Source organism: Faecalicatena contorta (genome assembly GCF_003149105.1).
In the GTDB taxonomy this organism is placed as follows: domain Bacteria; phylum Bacillota; class Clostridia; order Lachnospirales; family Lachnospiraceae; genus Muricomes; species Muricomes contortus_C.
Genome location: NZ_QGDS01000011.1, coordinates 15,946 through 34,907 on the forward strand (window position 1 = coordinate 15,946; position 18,962 = coordinate 34,907).

The window sequence follows — 18,962 nt, forward strand, 5'->3', positions numbered from 1 at the left end:
GACAGATTCATGAACAACTTTAACTGGGATACCAGCTTTCTGGTAGACTTTGATTTACAGACAGGACAGTCCAAAACATCCGAGGTTACCAAACGATATCTTTCTCAAATGAAAAATATGTTCAGTGACACAGAAGCCGCCGAAAAAATTTTAGAAAACGACGACCCTGTCATTTATGAATTTCATGAACTTGGATTTCCTGAAGAGGCCGGACATATTGCATTCGGAACCTCTATTGTCCATCCTGGAACGATTGGAAAAGAATATTACATGACAAAGGGACATTTTCACACCATTTTGGAGACCGCTGAAGTGTACTACACATTAAGCGGAGAAGGCTATATGATCATGGAAAATCCCGAGGGAGACACCCTGGAAGTTCCGCTTAGAAAAGGTGAAGCCATCTATGTTCCAAAGCGCTATGCACACAGATCTGTCAACACCGGCAATGCCCCTCTTGTCATGTTCTTTAGTTTCGGTGCTGAGGCAGGACATGATTATGGAACAATTGAAACAAAGGGCTATCACAAACTCATTGTTGAAGAGGACGGAAAGCCGGCAATTATTGACAATCCACACTGGAAATAGGCGGACAGCATATGAAAGAAATTATAACAGTAACAGGTCCCATTACATCAGAAGAATTAGGCTTTTGCCAATGTCATGAACATATTGCATTAAGTAAAGGAAAACCTTATGACATAAATCCGGCCCTGTGTATTGATGATATGTGGAAAAGCCTGGAAGAAATGAAACGTTATAAATCTGCCGGGGGAGATTCTTTCATAGAGGCTCAGCCATGCGGCTGCAACCGTATGACTGAAGAGCTTAAAACTCTCTCAAAAAAATCCGGCGTGCACATTATTGCTTCCACTGGCTTTCATAAGTTCTCCTTTTATCCCGATAAACATTGGATACACTCCATCTCCACACCGGAACTGGAAGAAATATTTGTCCAGGAAGTGACCAATGGGATGTATACAGATGCCGACCGTACATATCCGACCGTACAATGCGAGTCAAAAGCCGGAATCATTAAGACAGCTTACGATGCCGAGGAGTTAAGCCCCCGGTATAAGAAACTATTTCTGGCTGCCGCCGGGGCTTCTTTGAGGACCGGGCGGGCCCTTATGATTCACGTGGAGCAGGATACCTCTCCGGCACTGCTGCTGGATTTCCTTCTCAGCCTGGGAGTAAAACCGGAAAATCTAATATTTTGCCATATGGACAGGGCGTGCAAAGATATTAAAGCCCATGAGGATATCTTAAAAAAGGGCTCTTACCTGGAATTTGATACGATTGGGCGCTTCAAGTATCACAGTGACGAACATGAAATACAGCTTATACAATCCCTTATCCGGCTGGGATTCCAGGAGCAGCTTTTATATTCCCTGGATACCACAAGGGAAAGGCTCAAGTCTTACAATCCCGATGGGACCGGATTAGATTATATATTAACTACATTCAACAATTCCTTAAGACTTTCCGGAATTTCTGAAGATACCATCCATAAGATTTCCGTGGAAAACCCAGCACGTATACTGACCGGAAGTGCTTTTGGAACTTAGAGAAAAGGAGTGAACCGATTATGAGTGAAACAAACTTATTAGCACAAGTTGCAGAAAAGAAGATTGTACCTGTTGTCAAATTAGACCGTACTTCTGATGCGAAGCCCCTTGGCGAAGCTTTATGTGCAGGAGGCCTTCCTGTGGCCGAGGTGACCTTCCGTACAGATGCAGCCGAGGAATCTATCCGAATTATGAAAAATGAATTTCCTGAAATGATGGTCGGCGCAGGTACGGTGGTAAATGTAGAACAGGCAAAACGGGCACTGGATGCAGGTGCCTCATTTCTGGTATCCCCCGGAATCAGCCGCACTGTAGTAGAATTTGCCCTGGACAACAAACTTCCTGTTTTCCCGGGCACCTGCACCCCTTCTGAAGTCATGATTGCAATGGAGTATGGACTCTCCCTTGTAAAATTCTTCCCGGCTGAACAATACGGCGGCCTGAATACAATTAAAGCCCTTGCCGCTCCATTTCCGGCTATGAAATTTATGCCCACAGGCGGAATCAACGCTTCTAATATTCTAAACTACCTGGCTTTTGACAGGATTATTGCCTGCGGCGGAAGCTGGATGGTAAAGGACAGCCTTATTAATGCAGGAAACTTTGCAGAAATCACCCGTCTGACCGCGGAAGCAATTGCACTTGTATCGTAACTGTTCATGGTTCTGAACAGATACCTTGTATCAAAGTAAAATACCTCACGGGCAGCCGCCAAATGGATATGCTGGCATATCCGCCTGACCTGCTGCCTTCGTGAGAATTAACAGGAGGTATTTATTCTTATGAAAATATTAGTAACACCAACTTCCTTACAGCCAAATAAGGGCGGTGAGGCATTAAAAGTGCTGCAGGAATTTTCAAATGACCTTGTATTCAATGAATTGGGCCGACCTTTAACAGAAGACGAGTTAATCCCTCTATTAAAAGACTGCGACGGATATGTGGCAGGCCTGGACTATGTTACAGAAAAAGTCATCAGCTCCTGCCCGAATCTCAAAGTCATCTCCCGCTACGGTGCAGGATATGACCGGGTTGACATTGCTGCTGCCAAAGCCAATGGAATCCCGGTAACGAACACCCCCGGAGTAAATGCAGAAGCAGTGGGGGAACTTGCCTTCTCCCTGATTCTGTCTCTGGCCAGAAGGATCCCCTATCTGAATCAATCCACGCGCAGCGGGGAGTGGGTCCGCTCTACAGGTATGGAGTTAAAAGGAAAAACCATCGGAATCATGGGGCTTGGTGCGATTGGAAAGGTAGTTGCAAGATGCGCCCGAGGATTTGAAATGAACATTCTGGCCTACGACCCCTATATAGATAAGACTTACTGTGCTGAGCACAATATTGGAATCCGCACTTTTGATGAAATGATAGAGGAGGCAGATGTAATCAGCCTTCATCTGCCGCTTACAGATTCCACCAGACATCTTATCAACAGTGATACCATTGCCCGGATGAAGCCATCCGCAATACTTATCAATACTTCAAGGGGTGGAATCATTGATGAAGATGCTGCCTGCCATGCATTAAGGGAAACCAGGCTGGGAGGACTTGGCCTCGACGCGTTCGAGATTGAACCGCCCACGGAATCCAAACTGTTCGAACTGGACAATGTGGTGGTAACCCCCCACACCGGTGCCCACACAAAAGAGGCCACTGAAAACATGGCTTACGGTTCTATCAAGAACCTCATTGATGTTTTAAGCGGAAAAGAATGTCCGTTTATTGTCAACAGATAACTAAAAAGAAGGGCTATTGCTTTCGTAGATTTTTCATCTATCTTTGCAGTAGCCCTTCTTCATACCGTTTATTTCTTCGGATCTTTTTGCAGTAATACTAATATAAGTGCAATCACGCAAGTCACGGCAGCCAGCACGAAAGATGCCGTGTAAACACCGTTTTTGATAAGCTGGTTAGAAATAACCGGGAAGACCAGAGCTGAAGTCCCAAACCCTACCATAACACATCCATAATTAAGCCCTATATGTTTTGTACCAAAATTATCCGCAGTAATTGCCGGGTAAACACCCGCTGCTCCTCCGAAACCAAAGGCAATTGCAGCGATACATATCAAAAACAGCACACCCTGAGCAATAATCATTGTCAAAATTGATGCTATCGTAATAAGAATAATCCCACATACCGCCCGCTTACGGCCAATCAAGTCCGAAATCCAGGATGTAAGCAATCTTCCCGCAGCACTTGCAATTCCTGTAATCATAACCCCCAGAACAGCCAGTTGGCTTGACAGCCCGCGCTCTGCACCAAGGGTAATAAACAGAGGATTCAGTATGAAATAGGCCGGAAGAATACAAAACAATGATAATGCAATCAAATAAAACTGACCAGTTTTCAACATTTCTGATGTTTTATATTGTCTTTTAGTTGCCTGTACCTTTGCTGCAACAAAGCCAGGCGGAACATAACCTATAGGAGGATTGTCAATACGTAATGCGCACAGCACACAAAGAACTAAGAAAATGATTCCATAAGTTCTAAAAGTAAACGGGACACCCGAATTAGCAAGCATGGAGCTTGTAGTCGGTGCAAAGATTACAAGTGAAAATCCAAAAGCTGCGACCATAAATCCTGTGGCAAATCCACGCTTGTCAGGAAACCATTTTTGAATAACGGAAACAGTCGCCGTATACACGGTTCCCACGCCAAAGCCGCCTACGACACCATATGTAATATAAACAAGCCAGGGACTTTCCTGAGTAACAAATGAGGTGAGAATCATTCCGAGGCTGAGCAGCACACTTCCCGCTACTGTGACAATCTTAGGCCCCACCTTATCCTGGGCTTTCCCGCCTATAATAATTCCGAGAACAAATACCGACAGCATAATAGATGATGTTAAAGCTGCCTTGGCCGGATCCCATGCAAGGTACTCTGCTACAGGACCTTTAAAAACACTCCACATATAAATAATACCGGCACAAAGCTGAATCAGCATACCGAATACCAACACTCCATATCGATTCTTAACAGATTTCATATTCCTTTACCCTCTCTTCCTGTGTATTGTTTTGATTATATACTAGACCCCATACCCCGTAAAGCAGTATTTACAGGCATGCAACAATATATCAAGGCTTCTTGACAGGTTTTCCTCCCTCACCTTCATACTGGCGTCCCCATCCGGTCATCACGGATATTAAAAGCACCAGAAACAAAATCTTACAATAGAACATCCCGGCTCCCACTTCTGTCAGTGAAACAGGTTCAACAAAATCATAACCTTTTGTAAGCAAGGCGCCAATGAACACAAAAACACTTAAAAACGGCACGGTTACCACAATTGCATTGGCAAAACCATCAAGCAGATTTGCCCGCCGGTACGGATGTAAGCCTACACGTTTCCCGATCTCATTCTGCACCTTACCAAAGGTAGTCATTGATGCACTGGTCACGCCGCCGAAAAGCAGAGTTGTAAGAGAAATACCAAACATCATAGCAAGTTCTGCACCGCGGACAGTCCTGCCCCACTTACTGTTAAGGATACCATTTGTGATTTTCTCAAGTGTACCCGCACCATTGAGTACACCCATAATGCCATAAACTGAAATAACCAGTGTAACTGTGGACATCATGCCCTGAATACCATCTGTCAGAAATCCCACAGGCGTGCCGTCTGCAACAGAGATAATATCCTTAAATGTGAGCAGATGAAATCCCAAACCTATGCCCGTCCCTAAAATGATACCTATAGTAATGGCCTTATAAATATCACGGGTCTTAATTGAAACAGCGAGCATCACCGCTACAGGAATGAGCATAACCAGAGTGGTTGGATTCATATTGTTTACAAGAATCTCTTCCGCCCCTTCTCCCACGGTTCCGCCCCCGCCAAAAATCCAGAACAGAATGAAAGAAATGGAACCTGCGGCAATGGAATATTTCAGCCTGCTGGAAACACAGCCCCCAACATCGGCAAGCCCGTCCCGCTTTGTATATTCCTGAGTTCCCGCAGAAATAATCGTAGTGTCCGATATTGGTGCCAGGTTGTCACCAAAAACCGCTGCACTTACAAGTGCACCTGCCAGGACAGCAGGATTACATCCGAGCAAAACACCTGCAGGGTAGAAAATTGGGAAACAGGTAAACATAGTTCCAATAGATGATCCGGTGGCAGTAGAAATAATGCAGACAGTTAAAAATGTAAACGCGGTAAACAGCCCACCATTCACGCCCAACAGGTCTGCAAGCCATACAAAGCCTGCTGAAATATTAGTAGATTTGATAAGCTGCGCAAAAATTCCGATAACAAAAAGCAAAACAGCAATCGGCACGGCTTCCTTAACCCCTTCATAAACCGAATCCCAAAAGAGGTTGTAGTTCCCTTTCTTTACAAAGACTGCACCAATCATAAGTGCAACAAAGGCCCCCATAGCAAGTGCATACATTTCAAATGCCTTAAACACTATAAAATACAGTATGCAGAAAAACAAAAATATAGCTACCGGAATAAACGAAACTCCCCATCCCCCTCTAAATTCAAGCTTTTTACTCTTATCCATAAACATCTCCTTTTTGATATTTAATGTATATCATTTCTCATTTAAATTCATCTTCATAATATCTCTGTATTTCGAACCAACAGTGCGCTCCAATTCAAAAGGCTCTCCGTCCAAAATTTTATAATTTTCCAGGAAACTCCTGATTTCTTCAATATCAGTATCCTCAAGTTCAAAGTCAAAGATTTGTGCATTTGATTCCACATGCCGGCTGTTTCTGATTCCGACAATCGCAGCTCCTACCCCTTCCTGACTTAATATATACTTTGCCGCGATGTGGGCAATTTTTACAGAGTATTTCTTTGCAATTTTATCCAGCAATAGCAGGAATTCCTGATAGCCGTTCCATCCCATTGTATCCTCAAGAACCTGGAAATATTTCACCTGAGAGCGTGTATCGGGCTGAGGCGGTGTCTGCCCTATCCATTTTTCTGCTAAAAAGCCGCCTGATAAGGTACCATAACATAGCAGAGGAACACTTTTACTTTTGCAATATTCTAAAAGGCTTTTTTCCGGACGTCTGTCAAAAACTGAATATTGGGTTTGAAAAGATGCTATTTGTATACCGGCATCAACGATTTCGGCAAAATGCTTTGTATCAAAATTCGTAACAGCAATATTCCGTATTTTTCCCTTCTCTTTTAGTCTCTGCAGATAGCCCGCTGTTTCAAGGCAGCCGGGTACACTATAGTCCCACCAATGAAACTGCACCAAATCCAGTACATCCCGGTTCAGCCGTTTCAGGCTTCTGTCGATGATTTTCTCTGTGTACTCTTCATCTACCTCACTCAGCAAATTAATGTCAGGCACATACTTTGTATGAATCTGGATTTTATCCGGCGAGATGCTGCTGCACTTAAGCTCGTTTACAAATTTACCAAGAAATTCCTCAACACCTGTATAGATATCCGCACAGTCAAAGGTTGTAAATCCTTTTTCCACAAGCATATGGAAGGCTCTCATGACATCTTTCATATCCAGCTCAGTTTTTAAACTATGTCCCTGGGATAGCTGCCAGCACCCGTTGATAACCCGGCTAATCGTATAATCCTTTGCTAATTCAAATCGTTCCACCATTATTTTTCATCTCCTTTATATATACTTTCTGTTGTGCAGGCGGCGTGGCTGAATTCTCTGGTTCCCGTTCGGGTAATCTTAAATTTAGCGCCGCAATTTGGATCTGGGCAGGCAATCACACTGTCAGACAACATCCAGTCATTGGGATGCAGTTGGCGCTGCTTTGCGGGCAGCAGCGGTAAAAGTGCGCTCAATGCATACATAGAGAATGAATTGTTTTCCGGAAAAACAATATCCTCTCCGGTTACTATAAAATAGTCCCCTTCTTTGTGTCCGCATACCATTGGCTTCTCAGAAGCAATAACCTCTACCTTTAAATCATAAAGGGTAAACTTATCATCCATGATACAACCTCCTTTTCTTCTTCACCGCAGTACAGTGTCCTATTAAAAATAAAGAGTCTGGCAAGCCAGACCTTCGCGCCGAAGCGCGGTCGCTTTAGCGGCCATTTTCCTTTAAAGTAAAAAAACACGCACCCTGAATAAAATTCAAGGACACGTGTTAACCTGCGGTACCACCTTGTTTGGTATGACTCATGCATACCCACTCTATAGAGTGCCATTACACCCTTAGCCCTATAACGCCGGCTGTGCGTCTAAGCTACTCGGCTGCACTTATCAAACATGAATTATTTCATAAGTATGTATTCTTTCACTTCGCCCTCGGAGGCCCACTTGCTGTCGCTGCATCTGTCCGGCTTACACCATCCCGGATTCGCTGAAGACCGTTTAACAGCCTAACTTCCTCTTCTTCGGTTTATAAGAATATATCATAACCCCTTTTTATTGTCAATCTCTAATAGTCTTTACACCAAAGATAAAATAGATCATATGGCCGACCCAGACAATGGATAAAATGATTCGTCCTACCGGAACCCTGCTCATCATAATAAATCCCACCGACATCGTTAGTGTAACGACTAACATAATGCGGATTTTGGCTTTCCATGTCATTCCCTTCCCTTTTACATAGCTTTCAAGATTATTCTTATAAAGTTTGGTGCCAATAAACCAACTATGAAGTCGTTCGGAGCTTTTAGCGAAAGAAAATGCTGCTAATAATAAAAAGGGAAAGGCGGGAAGCAGGGGTACCACCGCTCCGACTGCACCCAGCCCCACACCTACACATCCAAGTATAATGAATGCTATTTTCTTAAGTCTCATTTTATCCTCCAGTCCTAGTACGCATTCTTCGCACTATTCCTCCAATCTTTTTTTCTCTTTTTTTGATTCAATTACATGACGAATAGCTGCTGCCGGGTGATACAAGATCATCCTTGGTCCGGAAAACCTCATGACCTTACGGATTTTTTCCCTCATTTCTGGTTTGTAGCAATGCACCTTACAGTTAGCACAAAATGTCTTTGACTCCATAAACGGGCATTTTTCGCTGCGTTGTCTGGCATAACAAGAAAGTTCTTCACATTCCGGGCAAAGTCCTTTCTTTGTATGGTGCTTTTTTCTGCAGTACAACTCAATCATTTGGGAAACCATCTCCTTTTCCCGCTCCCTTTTATTTTCTATGTTTCTTGCCATTAACTTATTCTCCCATGTTCTACAGAATAAACGGTGTCTACAATTCCCATGGTGGATTGTCTGTGGGAAACTAATATCACCGTTTTTCCCTGTCTCTCCTTTTGCAGAGATTTTAGAATCACACCTTCATTCAAACTATCAAGATTGCTGGTAGGTTCGTCTAACAACAGAAACGGTGCATCATGGAGAAATGCTCTTGCCAGTCCAAGCCGCTGCCTCTGACCGCCGGACAGAGTGTCTCCAAGCTCACCTACCAGGGTATCATAACCTTTTGGAAGGCTCATAATAAAATCATGAATCGACGCTTTTTTACAGGCAGTCTCCAGTTCCTTCTGAGAGGCCCCCCGCTTTGCAATTCGAAGATTATTCGCAATACTATCGTGAAACAGATGAGTTTCCTGTGTCACAAAACTTTCCATATTACGAAGATTGTCTGTGTTTACTTCGTTAATGGGTGTGCCAGAAATCCGAATATCTCCTTCATTAACATTCCAAAACCGCATCAGCAGCTTAAGTAAAGTGGATTTACCGCTTCCACTTTGTCCTACTATACCCACGATATCATGCTCAGGAATAGTAAGCGATACATTTGATAAAATTCTTTCCTGTCCATAAGAAAAATTTACGTCCCTGGCAGCAGCACAATGAAAAGTAATCACCGGCTTTTCTACTACTTCCTCCACCACAGGATTTTCATCCAGAATATCCAGTACCCGGTTTCCAGCCGCAAAAGTGTTTTGCAGAGTACTTCCCAGATATGCCAGTGCAATCACAGAACCAAAGGAACTCATTAAAGCTATGGTGGGAATCAGGACACCGTCAAACCCTACTGCTCCCTTTTGATATAATAATGCACTTGCAAACAGCATTGCAATATCAAACAACAAAATGATGTTATTAGTTACCCCCATATTTCGCCCCGTTGTTTTCTTCATACGTTCCTCGTATTTTGAAAGTTCATCCGTCTTATGATTCATCTCACTGAGTCGTTTTTTTCCCTGCCCATACTGGATGGTTTCCATAAGACCGCGCAGACTATCCAAGACAAACCCGCTTAAATCTCCGGATTTAGAGCGGAATCTCATGCCGTCATCACCGCTTGCCCTGGATATAAGCAGTGGAATAAGAATTCCTACTATCAAGTAAGCTGTCAAAGCCAGCAGTCCCAGCACTGGGTGAAAACTTCCAATAAACAAACACATAAAGAAAGTCATGAAAAACGCAATGGCTGCGGGAGAAATAGTATGGGCATAAAATACCTCTAAAAGTTCAATATCCGAAGTAATAATTGAAATCAAATCTCCTTTATCTCTTCCTTCTAATTTCGCCGGGCATAGCTTTCTCAGTGCACGAAACACTTTGTTTCGGATGAGCGCCAACAGTTTGAAGGCAATATAATGGTTAAACGCCTGCTCCGCATAACGTAAGATACCCCTAAGCAGAGCAAATGCAATAAGGCAGACAAAGATAGTCTTCAGTGTAAAAAGTGTATCGAACTGCAGCAATTCAAGAATGGCATACCCACCAAGAATGGTAATAAAAGCAGCGCACAGATTTCCAATAAGCCCCATTAGAATTGCCAGAATCATAAATCCCGTCAAAGGCTTCACCAATACAATAAGATTTGCCATAACTTTAAAACCATTTCGTCTTTTCATATTAGTTTCTGTCCTTTCCATAGTTTTCAAGGTCTTGCTGAGTGTTCCACATCTTTTGATACAAACCATGGTTTTCCAGCAGTTCTTTATGGGTGCCCTCTTCTGCAACAGATCCTTCTTCCAGCACATAGATGTTGTCTGCATGTACCACATTGGCAAGCCTGTGAGAAATGAGTATCACTGTTTTACTTTTTGCAAGAGCATGAACTTCCTTCATAATATCATTTTCACTCTCCACGTCAATATTGGAGGTGGCTTCGTCAAAGATGTATACTGGACTGTCATGCAGCAATGCCCTTGCCAGTGCCAGCCTCTGACACTGGCCGCCGGACAGATTTTCGGCTTTCTCTAAAAGCAGTGTATCCAGTCCATTTTCGTTTTTTAGAAAACCCGAAAGATTTACCCGTTCCAATACGGACCACAGTTCTTTGTCTCCGGCCTCAGAATTTCCCATTAAAAGATTGTACCGTACAGTGCCCTTGAACAAATAACTCTGGTTACTAATGTAGGTTATATTGTTCATTAAGCTACTTTCCGGGATACTCTTTAGCTCCGTTTTTCCAATGGAAACCAAACCGGAATAATCTTTATTACGCCCCATTAAAACCGAAGCAATGGTAGACTTTCCACAACCGCTTTCACCTACAATTGCGGTAAAACTCTCCTGAGGAAAAGAAAGATGGATTCCATGAAGAACTTCCTGGTCTTTTTCATAGGAAAAATGCAAATCCCTGCAGGTAATTGTACCTATTTTAGAACCTGATTCTATTTTTGTTGAATAAGCCTGTGATTTGTCCAGGGTACCAGACTTTATTTCATTCTCAGGAACATCTAATAGCTTGAAAATCTTATCACTGGCTGCCATACCATTCATTGCAATATGGAAAAAGCTGCCCAACTGCCTCATGGGAATAAAAAATTCCGCTGACAATAAGATAATAAGCATACAGCCTGCAAGAGTAACATTACCTTTCGCATACTGAGTGACAGCCATAATGATGCCCAAAGCTGCACCTCCATAGGCAATCAAATCCATAAGAATAATGGAATTAAGCTGCATCGTCAGCACCTTCATGGTAACCTTACGGAACTTCTCCGCTTCTGCGTTCATTTCTTCGTTTTTGAATTCGTCTGCCTGATAAATCTTTAATGTTGTCAGCCCCTGCAGGTTTTCAAGGAATGTATCGCCTAAAGCTGTATACTTCCCCCAATATTTGGATAGAATTTTTTTCGCTATGGTCTGTACTGCGGCAATGGAAATGGGAATCAGCGGGACACAAACGAGCAATACAATTGCCGATGGAACATTTATAAAACTTAGATAAGTAAATAAGGTCAGCGGGGCCAGCATGGCATAGAAAAACTGAGGTAAATAAGAGCCGAAGTAGGTCTCAAGCTGATCTACACCCTCTACCGCCACTTGTACGACTTCAGAAGTTTTGACCGCCTCCTTATAGGAACCCCCCAGACTCAGAAGTTTTTCGTAGATTTTTGCCCGCAAGGTTTTCTTTACCTCTTTTGCCGATAGATATCCCATCCGGGAAGCTCCTGTTGAACAGACAAAACGAATCACTACAGCAATAACCACCACAATAAATGTAGTAATCATACTGCCAGTATCCCCTTTGCCGATAAAAAGAAGTGCCAGCAGGCTTGTGATGCTTGTCATTATAACCATATTTGCCACAAGTGAACACCACTGCAATACAACATTCCCTGCTATGTATTTTTTACTTTCGCTTATTGTTCCAATCAATCTTTTATTTATAATCATGAAATTAAACCGCCTTTGTCATTCGCTTTGTATGATGTCAATAAGTGCCTTAAAATGTTATCCCCAATGTTATATTGGAATAACGAAAGGCTTCCCGTCCACATTCTGAATATTAAGCTCCACATCATACACCGTACGCACCAGTTCAGAAGTGATAATCTCCTCCGGCCGTCCCTGGGCAATGATTTTCCCATCCTGCATAGCCACGATTTCATCGCTATAATAAAGAGATTGGTTGATATCATGGAGAACCATGACGATGGTAATACCGTATTCCCGGTTCAACTGACGAATGAGTTTTAAAATCTGCAGTTGATACCGGATATCCAGATAGGTGGTCGGCTCATCCAAAAAAAGTATTTTCGTGTCTTGTGCCAGCGCCATAGCAATCCAGACTCTCTGTTTCTGTCCCCCGGAAAGCTCTGCTGCCGGCTTATCTTTATGCTTAAGCGTATGGGTAATTTCCATCGCCCAGCGGATTTTTTCTTCGTCTTCTTTCGTATCCTGAGAAATTCCCATCCTGTGATAAGGAGTCCGCCCATAAGAAATCAGTTTTTCTACGCTCAAATCTGCCGGGGCTGTATTATACTGATGAACAATGGCCGCCTGCCTCGCAAACTTCTTTAAGCGGATATTTGCAATATTTTCGTCATGGAGCGAAATCGTTCCGTCATCCGGTTTCAGGTTCTTGGTCATTAAATTGAATAACGTACTCTTTCCGCATCCATTGGCGCCAATCAATGTAGTTATTGTTCCTTCGTGGAGTGTGAGATCAAGTCTTTTTATTACTTCGTACTTTCCATACGAAAAAGAAAGATCCTTGATAGTAAAAATATTATCCGCCATAATTCTGTTTTGACCTCCTCAGCAAAAGAATGAAAAACGGACCGCCCGCCACCGACATAATAATTGACGCACTGATTTCATAAGGTGATGCAATTGTCCGCCCCACTGTGTCTGCAAGCAGCAAGGTGAATGCCCCCAGAATCATACTATAGGGTACCAGCACCTTATGATTACTGCCTACTAAAAGCCTTGCAATATGCGGAACGATGAGCCCCAGAAAACTGATAGGGCCAATCACCGAAGTGGAAATACTCGCGAGCAAAACCGCAATAGCGGAAATCATAATCCGGTTTCTTGTAACATTTACGCCGAGGCTTCTCGCTGTCTTCTCCTCTAACGCCAGCAGGTTACACTGCCCAAGCACAAAGATGGAGAGAATGAGACCAATCATTACATAAATAAAAAGAGTGAAAAAGTCATTCCAGATCTTCATGGTGATATTGGCATTGACTATGCTTGCCACACCTGAATAGTTACTTCCGGTACCGCTGTTAAAAGCACTCATAATACCCATGAACATGGCATTTACTGCTACGCCGACGAGAATAATTCTAAGAGGAGAAAGACCGCCTCTCCATGAAAGACTGTATACCAGCAAAAAGGCAGCCATACCGCCGAGAAATGCAAAAAGTGGTGTAACGAAGTAGAGTGTTGGGAAAAAAGCAGTAATGAGGACCGCTGCAAGACTTGCACCTGAGCTAATACCGATAATGCCGGGGTCGGCAAGAGGATTTTTCAGAAGTGCCTGCAGCAAAACACCGGAAACAGCGGTTGCCGTACCACCGAATATCGCGATGAAAATCCGGGGAAAGCGCAGGTCATAAATGGTTGCCACATCTGGGTTGTATTCTATGAATAATCCTTTGAACAGCTCTATGGGGGAAACCTTTAAGCTGCCAGTATTAACAGCAATCAGGAATAAAAATAGAAGTCCTATTGCAGTTATTACAAAGGATAGTACCTTTTTTCTTGTGCTTATCACAAACTTTCCTCCTTATTGACTATAAAGAATTGGATATAAGTCCTCCAATGCTTCTTTATAACGAAAAGTAGCGCTCATGCCAAACTTTTCATTATCCAGGTCATACACTCTGCTATTTTGTACAGCAGTAAAATGTTTCCATATATCATTTGTTTCAAATTCTTCTGCAAACATGATTTTTACTTGTTCCGGCATAGCATGGGAAGTACGCAGAATAATATCCGGAGCTTTTCCAAGCATATCCTCCGTATTAATGTTCAGAAAATCCTGTCCGTCTCCGTCACCATAAACATTTATCCCGCCTGCCAGCTTTACTAAGCTGCCCACATAACTGCTTTCCGTTGCAACAACATAAGAACCGGGAAGTCCCATCAAAATCAGAACAGTGGTCTCTTCTTGTTCAGCACGGTCATTCGAATAAGTCGTTTTAAAGGATTCAAAATCCCTGTAAAGCTGCTCTGCCGGCTCTTCTTTGCCAAACATTTCTCCCAGCTCCCGGATGGACTGATACATCCCGTCTACACTTTTTAGGTTCAGGAAGTAGCTGTCTGCCTCAATCGCATCGTATTGAGGCTTCAGCTCTCCTTCCAGCGAATTTGGCGATAAAATAATGGATGGATTCAGAGATTTCACGATTTCCATATTGGGTGCCATAGGGGAACCAACACTTTTCACTCCCTCATACCGCTCTGGAATCGCATAGTTTTGTGTTTCAGGCACACCTACTACAAAATCAATTTCTAGCTTATCTAAAATCTCACAAGTGGCTACCGATGTAGCCACAATACGAGGTTCATTTTCCTTACTATCCGTTGAAATATTGCCTCCGGACTGATCTACACATCCTGTCAGCAGAAGAAAAGTAAATAACGGTATAAGTAGTTTGATTTTCTTCATAGCCTATTTCTTTCTCCTTTTGCAGATAAGAACTATACCTGTTCCCGCCGCAATAAGAACTGCGGCGGCAATTCCAATTATCACATACCTGACGCCAGGTTGTGTTTCTGTTTCTTCTATAACCTCTTCGGGCTGTGCCTCCGTCTCTTCTATGACCTCCTCGGGCTGTTCTTTCGTTTCTTCTGAATGAGAGCCGGTACTGTTATTTTCCTCTTCGTATTTCTCTGCCTGACTTTCTGCCGGAATCATCTCACTCAAAAAAATTCCGGTTCCTGGTTTTGCAGTCTCCATATTCAGCTTTACAAAAAACTGGACATCTCTTCCCATTGGGTCTACATAAAGAATCGGACTGATGTATTTATCTGTGGAATCTACTTCAAAGCGATAGTGATTACAAGTATCACCATTTGTTTCATGGCTTCCGGTTTGTGTAATTTCAACATCGCTGTATGTACCGTCTTCCTTCTGTATCTGCACTTTTACATTGCTGATATTAGACATCAGCCCAATTCCCAGAGTCACATAAGTTTTCTCCCTGGATTGTTCTACCAATACTTCTTTTTCAACAATACTTTCGCTCATACTGTCTCCCAGAGCAATATTGGTTCCTCCATCTGCCGTTTCCCCGGTTTCAGGGTTGGCATAGGAAGTTGTCCTTGATACCGTATAGGCTCCATCCTCGAAGGCAAAAACCGGGAGAGGGACAGCCATCAGCAAGATAGCTGTCATCAACCCGTAAAAGAGCTTTTTTAATCTTCGGGACATTTGTATCTTTTTATTCATTTACATTCTCCCTGCGTTTTCTGGTAAATACCATCAAAAGGATGATACTTGCAAAAGCGGATGCCAGCAGGCCATACATGAGAACATCAGAATTATCACCAGTTTTCGGAGCACTGCTATTTCCACCTTTTATATCTGTGCCTGTCAGATCTATAGAAGGATCATCGGGATTATCGGATTCCTTTTCCAGAGAAGCATAATCAACACGGATTCTTGCATCTAAGTCTTGATTCCCCATCATTTCAACATGAGGATTTACCTTTACCATAATGTATTCCTGAGTATGGGGAAGTCCGAATGAAAAGGAGGTGGGGTTACCGGAAGCATCTTTACTCCCAACACTTGCCACTGCATAATTTCCATTTAAATCGGCAATCTTTAGTTCCTGAAGACTGGCTGTAATACTTCCAAATGTCATAGGCTGGGTATATACATACATGGTAGGTACACCGTTTTTAACAGTGATTCTTGCACTTTCTTTCATGGAAGCTGCTGCCATGGAAGGATTGTTATTTGTTGCATGCCATAGTTTAACAGAAACTTTGTATATTCCGTCTGCCAGATTATCCTTGTCCAAAGTGCCGTCTGTGTTACCAGGAGTATCTTTCCCTGTGTTGCCAGATGTGTTTTTCTCTGTCAGAGCTTTTACGGCAGCATTAATGTCGCTGGCCATTTTGTCAACTCTTGCCTGCTCATTGATTTTAAGATCACGAACCACTCCATCAAGGGCGTTTTGCAAAGTTTTTACAGATTCGTCTGTATATTTGCTTAAATCTTTAGGTACACCGGCAACAGCCTGATCTACCTTGGCATAATCGGCATCTCTATAGACTAGAGCTGCAATTTTCCCTTCGATTTCAACTGCCCAGGCATCAATTTCCTCTTGTCTGTCTGGTGTCAGCCCCCGCTGTACGGCATCTTTTGCTGCCATAAGGGCATTCCAGGACTCCTCGGTATAAAGACTTGAATCCGCTGGAATTTTAGCCAGCGCAGCATCTACTTTACTATAACTTCCACCTTTCCATTCAAGGTTATCTTTTGCTGCCTGTAACTGTGCAATCATAGCATTAATATCCGCCATAGATGCTCCATTTGCTGCCATTTCCCTGGCCTGTACAAGTACAGCCTGTAAAGCTGACCATGTCTCTGCTGTATAGTCTTCTTCGTTTAACCCTTCATAAGAAGCAATCAAGTTGCTTAATCCGGTTGTATGAGCTACGGCATTTACAAAATCAAGTGTCAAAGTAACACCCGTCGGATAGGGATTTCCACCTCCCATAAACACATCCATAAAATCCACCGTAAGCGTTATAGCATAGCTTCCATCTCCATTTGCTGCAGGCAAAGGAAATGATATCTCGTCCGGAACTTCAATCGCCTCTGTCACAGAAGGATCACCGAATGCAGGGGAATACAATTCTGTTTTGTAGGAGTGATAGGTCGCTCCATCTATTGTCTTAATATTTGCATGGTACTCTCCGCCAAAGTTGATTATCATATGCTGTGCACGGACGGTAGCAACTTTATTGCCGCTTTCATCAACAGTAACTTCAGCACTATTTCCAAATGCTCCAGCAAAAGCACTTTGAACAGCCGGAAGAGGTGCTTTACTTACCAGCGATTCAATCGGGACTGTATAAGTACCAGGTTCTGTAGGAGCATCCCCTGCTGCGAACACTTGCATTATATTGGTGTTCAAAGTCAAGGCTATTGCCAGAAAAAGGGTTAAGCCGCGTTTTAAAAGTGACCCACCTTGTTTTGTACTTTTTGTTGCCATTGTTAAATTCCTCCTTTTACTTCTCCCTCATCCCAGGGTAGTTGAATTTCGGTTAGAACAAACTAACCGCATTGCCTAAAATAAAGAGTTTGTAAAACAAACTCTTGTGGCGGCCGCATAGCCACATCTACCACTTACGCCGCAGTGCGGTCTCCCATGAAGAAGTGTTTTCTTCTTCTTTTCTGCAGAGCTGCCTTTCATTATAGGTGTTAGCTACAGCTAACCCGTAAGGCAAAATAATATGCCCACAGGCACACATCTCTTTTCAGAACAAGGAAAGTATAGCATACTTTTTTTCTTTTGGTACTACGAGTTTGTCTCACGCCTGTGACAAAAAGGCTGTTTTTGCAAGTCAACAAATTAAAAAAGCTGTTTTTATACGGCTTTTCAAAGTCACACATCTGCGACAAAAATACATAATTCTAATGCAGTCGTTAATTAAAGCACCTGATTCTATATCAGTATGGTAAATATTGCCGTTGAATTTGGCATATGCACAACGTCAACATTACTCTTCATTTTTACACATGCGATTCCATGCAGAAGTTGTCCCATCCCTTCGCCTATATTTATAAAACTCAAAATACTTGCCGGAAAGGATAGAAGGTTTCCGTTTTTTTCTGCTCCAATAAAATTGCCGCTGTCAAAGTATTTCAGGCTTTTAATTATACCGCGCATCTGCTTTCCGGTTGCAGCAGAATTCTCCGTAAGTTCCAGTGCCTTTAGCTGGACTGTTCCCACACCATTCTTCACGCTGAGTGTGCAGGGATGTTCAAATCCCTCATTTGCCATTGAGATATTGCTTCCGTTATGTACATGCTCCCGATAGATTATAAATGGAAAACGGTATTCACCATCTTTCAGCTTTTTGCAGAGGTCCGTTCCAGTAAACCGATATTGCTTCCGCAGTTCATACTTGACGCGGTACTTTTCCTCCGCACTGCGAATTACTTCCATTGTATCATCGGTATTGTACAGTGCCCAACGATAGGCATCTCTTTTTGCGCTTTCTACATTTACACCCTCGTACATCAGATGATTCAGAGATATATTGATCCGTTCTCCATATAAAAGCGCCATCCTCTGCCCCATATCGGTGAGGACCGGACGCCGTTGGTTGCTTCGGTCAATCAGCCCTTCCTTCTCCAATGATATGATGATTCTACTGATCGTTTGTTTTGTTTCATTCAGCGTTCGGGAAATTCCCATCACGGTACAGGTTTCGTCATCTTTCAAAAAGGTCAGCAGTACCCGCAGTCTCAGAATATCAGCCGAATCTGACATAATCCATTCCCCCTTCTGTTATAAGATTTGCGGGGCAAAGTTTCTCGTCCTTTTGAACTGCCCCTCCCCGCAAGAAGCCCTATTGCAGACGAATATTTTAATTTGCATATAGGTTAGTTTTGGCTAACTATGATGTGTAGTTTATCATTCATTTTGTAGGATGTCAACTTGCCAGCCACCTTGTTGTCTTCATTTCTTCAGCCTCATTCTTGGCCAAATGCATTTTTCTATACGAAACAAAAACAGAGCATATATTCCCATGGACTC

Annotated in this window: 18 protein-coding genes; 4 read left to right on the top strand and 14 right to left on the bottom strand. The window is 42.9% G+C overall.

The features are described 5' to 3' along the window. Nucleotides 1-9: 9 nt before the first annotated feature. From A8805_RS15745 to A8805_RS15760, 4 genes are all read left to right on the top strand, one after another. A complete protein-coding gene (locus A8805_RS15745) occupies nucleotides 10-588 on the top strand; it encodes a glucose-6-phosphate isomerase family protein (protein WP_109712876.1) in 579 nt (192 codons plus the stop codon). 11 nt (nucleotides 589-599) lie between these two features. Continuing rightward, nucleotides 600-1,568, top strand: coding sequence for a phosphotriesterase family protein (locus tag A8805_RS15750; protein WP_109712878.1), 969 nt, complete (start codon nucleotides 600-602; stop codon nucleotides 1,566-1,568). Nucleotides 1,569-1,588: 20 nt separating this feature from the next. Continuing rightward, nucleotides 1,589-2,221 (top strand): bifunctional 4-hydroxy-2-oxoglutarate aldolase/2-dehydro-3-deoxy-phosphogluconate aldolase, encoded by a 633-nt coding sequence (locus A8805_RS15755; RefSeq protein WP_109712880.1) that lies wholly within the window; start codon nucleotides 1,589-1,591, stop codon nucleotides 2,219-2,221. A 129-nt stretch (nucleotides 2,222-2,350) separates the two neighbouring features. Beyond that, on the top strand, nucleotides 2,351-3,304 hold the full coding sequence (locus tag A8805_RS15760) for a phosphoglycerate dehydrogenase (protein ID WP_109712882.1): 954 nt from the start codon (nucleotides 2,351-2,353) through the stop codon (nucleotides 3,302-3,304). A 68-nt stretch (nucleotides 3,305-3,372) separates the two neighbouring features. Here the strand turns inward: A8805_RS15760 and A8805_RS15765 are convergent, their stop codons facing one another. The 14 genes from A8805_RS15765 to A8805_RS15830 form a co-directional block, all read right to left on the bottom strand. Continuing rightward, the gene (locus tag A8805_RS15765) at nucleotides 3,373-4,563 is read right to left on the bottom strand and encodes an OFA family MFS transporter (RefSeq protein ID WP_109712884.1); all 1,191 of its coding nucleotides are present in this window, start codon (nucleotides 4,561-4,563) and stop codon (nucleotides 3,373-3,375) included. A gap of 91 nt (nucleotides 4,564-4,654) precedes the next feature. Beyond that, nucleotides 4,655-6,085: a Na+/H+ antiporter NhaC family protein gene (locus A8805_RS15770; RefSeq protein WP_109712886.1), complete on the bottom strand. Its 1,431-nt coding sequence runs from the start codon at nucleotides 6,083-6,085 to the stop codon at nucleotides 4,655-4,657. Nucleotides 6,086-6,115: 30 nt separating this feature from the next. After that, nucleotides 6,116-7,159, bottom strand: coding sequence for an aldo/keto reductase (locus A8805_RS15775; protein ID WP_109712888.1), 1,044 nt, complete (start codon nucleotides 7,157-7,159; stop codon nucleotides 6,116-6,118). Further along, nucleotides 7,159-7,503, bottom strand: a complete 345-nt coding sequence (locus A8805_RS15780) for a TIGR04076 family protein (protein ID WP_181392871.1) — start codon at nucleotides 7,501-7,503, stop codon at nucleotides 7,159-7,161. Before A8805_RS15780 ends, A8805_RS15775 begins: the two co-directional genes overlap by 1 nt. A gap of 444 nt (nucleotides 7,504-7,947) precedes the next feature. Next, on the bottom strand, nucleotides 7,948-8,322 hold the full coding sequence (locus tag A8805_RS15785; protein WP_109712892.1) for a YbaN family protein: 375 nt from the start codon (nucleotides 8,320-8,322) through the stop codon (nucleotides 7,948-7,950). A gap of 33 nt (nucleotides 8,323-8,355) precedes the next feature. Beyond that, nucleotides 8,356-8,694 carry a nitrous oxide-stimulated promoter family protein gene (locus tag A8805_RS15790; protein WP_109712894.1) on the bottom strand — a complete coding sequence of 113 codons (339 nt, stop codon included), beginning with the start codon at nucleotides 8,692-8,694 and terminating at the stop codon, nucleotides 8,356-8,358. Then, the gene (locus A8805_RS15795; RefSeq protein WP_109713098.1) at nucleotides 8,694-10,352 is read right to left on the bottom strand and encodes an amino acid ABC transporter ATP-binding/permease protein; all 1,659 of its coding nucleotides are present in this window, start codon (nucleotides 10,350-10,352) and stop codon (nucleotides 8,694-8,696) included. The genes A8805_RS15790 and A8805_RS15795 overlap by 1 nt, the downstream gene beginning before the upstream one ends. Before the next feature lies 1 nt (nucleotide 10,353). After that, the gene (locus tag A8805_RS15800; RefSeq protein WP_109712896.1) at nucleotides 10,354-12,126 is read right to left on the bottom strand and encodes an ABC transporter ATP-binding protein/permease; all 1,773 of its coding nucleotides are present in this window, start codon (nucleotides 12,124-12,126) and stop codon (nucleotides 10,354-10,356) included. Between the two features lie 69 nt (nucleotides 12,127-12,195). Beyond that, the gene (locus tag A8805_RS15805; protein WP_109712898.1) at nucleotides 12,196-12,972 is read right to left on the bottom strand and encodes an ABC transporter ATP-binding protein; all 777 of its coding nucleotides are present in this window, start codon (nucleotides 12,970-12,972) and stop codon (nucleotides 12,196-12,198) included. Next, nucleotides 12,962-13,954 carry a FecCD family ABC transporter permease gene (locus tag A8805_RS15810; protein WP_109712900.1) on the bottom strand — a complete coding sequence of 331 codons (993 nt, stop codon included), beginning with the start codon at nucleotides 13,952-13,954 and terminating at the stop codon, nucleotides 12,962-12,964. Before A8805_RS15810 ends, A8805_RS15805 begins: the two co-directional genes overlap by 11 nt. Nucleotides 13,955-13,966: 12 nt before the next feature. Beyond that, nucleotides 13,967-14,851 carry a heme ABC transporter substrate-binding protein IsdE gene (gene isdE / locus A8805_RS15815; protein WP_109712902.1) on the bottom strand — a complete coding sequence of 295 codons (885 nt, stop codon included), beginning with the start codon at nucleotides 14,849-14,851 and terminating at the stop codon, nucleotides 13,967-13,969. A gap of 3 nt (nucleotides 14,852-14,854) precedes the next feature. Beyond that, the gene (locus tag A8805_RS15820; RefSeq protein WP_242992435.1) at nucleotides 14,855-15,634 is read right to left on the bottom strand and encodes a heme-binding Shp domain-containing protein; all 780 of its coding nucleotides are present in this window, start codon (nucleotides 15,632-15,634) and stop codon (nucleotides 14,855-14,857) included. Continuing rightward, nucleotides 15,627-17,411, bottom strand: coding sequence for an NEAT domain-containing protein (locus A8805_RS15825; RefSeq protein WP_109712904.1), 1,785 nt, complete (start codon nucleotides 17,409-17,411; stop codon nucleotides 15,627-15,629). The genes A8805_RS15820 and A8805_RS15825 overlap by 8 nt, the downstream gene beginning before the upstream one ends. 453 nt (nucleotides 17,412-17,864) lie before the next feature. After that, entirely contained in the window at nucleotides 17,865-18,695 is an 831-nt protein-coding gene (locus A8805_RS15830; protein WP_109712906.1) for a hypothetical protein, read from the bottom strand. Nucleotides 18,696-18,962 lie beyond the last annotated feature (267 nt).

Coding starts and splice junctions, on each gene's coding strand:
- A8805_RS15745 (WP_109712876.1), top strand. CDS start 10: ATGAACAACTTTAACTGGGATACCAGCTTTCTGGTAGACTTTGATTTA.
- A8805_RS15750 (WP_109712878.1), top strand. CDS start 600: ATGAAAGAAATTATAACAGTAACAGGTCCCATTACATCAGAAGAATTA.
- A8805_RS15755 (WP_109712880.1), top strand. CDS start 1,589: ATGAGTGAAACAAACTTATTAGCACAAGTTGCAGAAAAGAAGATTGTA.
- A8805_RS15760 (WP_109712882.1), top strand. CDS start 2,351: ATGAAAATATTAGTAACACCAACTTCCTTACAGCCAAATAAGGGCGGT.
- A8805_RS15765 (WP_109712884.1), bottom strand. CDS start 4,563: ATGAAATCTGTTAAGAATCGATATGGAGTGTTGGTATTCGGTATGCTG.
- A8805_RS15770 (WP_109712886.1), bottom strand. CDS start 6,085: ATGGATAAGAGTAAAAAGCTTGAATTTAGAGGGGGATGGGGAGTTTCG.
- A8805_RS15775 (WP_109712888.1), bottom strand. CDS start 7,159: ATGGTGGAACGATTTGAATTAGCAAAGGATTATACGATTAGCCGGGTT.
- A8805_RS15780 (WP_181392871.1), bottom strand. CDS start 7,503: ATGGATGATAAGTTTACCCTTTATGATTTAAAGGTAGAGGTTATTGCT.
- A8805_RS15785 (WP_109712892.1), bottom strand. CDS start 8,322: ATGAGACTTAAGAAAATAGCATTCATTATACTTGGATGTGTAGGTGTG.
- A8805_RS15790 (WP_109712894.1), bottom strand. CDS start 8,694: ATGGCAAGAAACATAGAAAATAAAAGGGAGCGGGAAAAGGAGATGGTT.
- A8805_RS15795 (WP_109713098.1), bottom strand. CDS start 10,352: ATGAAAAGACGAAATGGTTTTAAAGTTATGGCAAATCTTATTGTATTG.
- A8805_RS15800 (WP_109712896.1), bottom strand. CDS start 12,126: ATGATTATAAATAAAAGATTGATTGGAACAATAAGCGAAAGTAAAAAA.
- A8805_RS15805 (WP_109712898.1), bottom strand. CDS start 12,972: ATGGCGGATAATATTTTTACTATCAAGGATCTTTCTTTTTCGTATGGA.
- isdE (WP_109712902.1), bottom strand. CDS start 14,851: ATGAAGAAAATCAAACTACTTATACCGTTATTTACTTTTCTTCTGCTG.
- A8805_RS15820 (WP_242992435.1), bottom strand. CDS start 15,634: ATGAATAAAAAGATACAAATGTCCCGAAGATTAAAAAAGCTCTTTTAC.
- A8805_RS15825 (WP_109712904.1), bottom strand. CDS start 17,411: ATGGCAACAAAAAGTACAAAACAAGGTGGGTCACTTTTAAAACGCGGC.
- A8805_RS15830 (WP_109712906.1), bottom strand. CDS start 18,695: ATGTCAGATTCGGCTGATATTCTGAGACTGCGGGTACTGCTGACCTTT.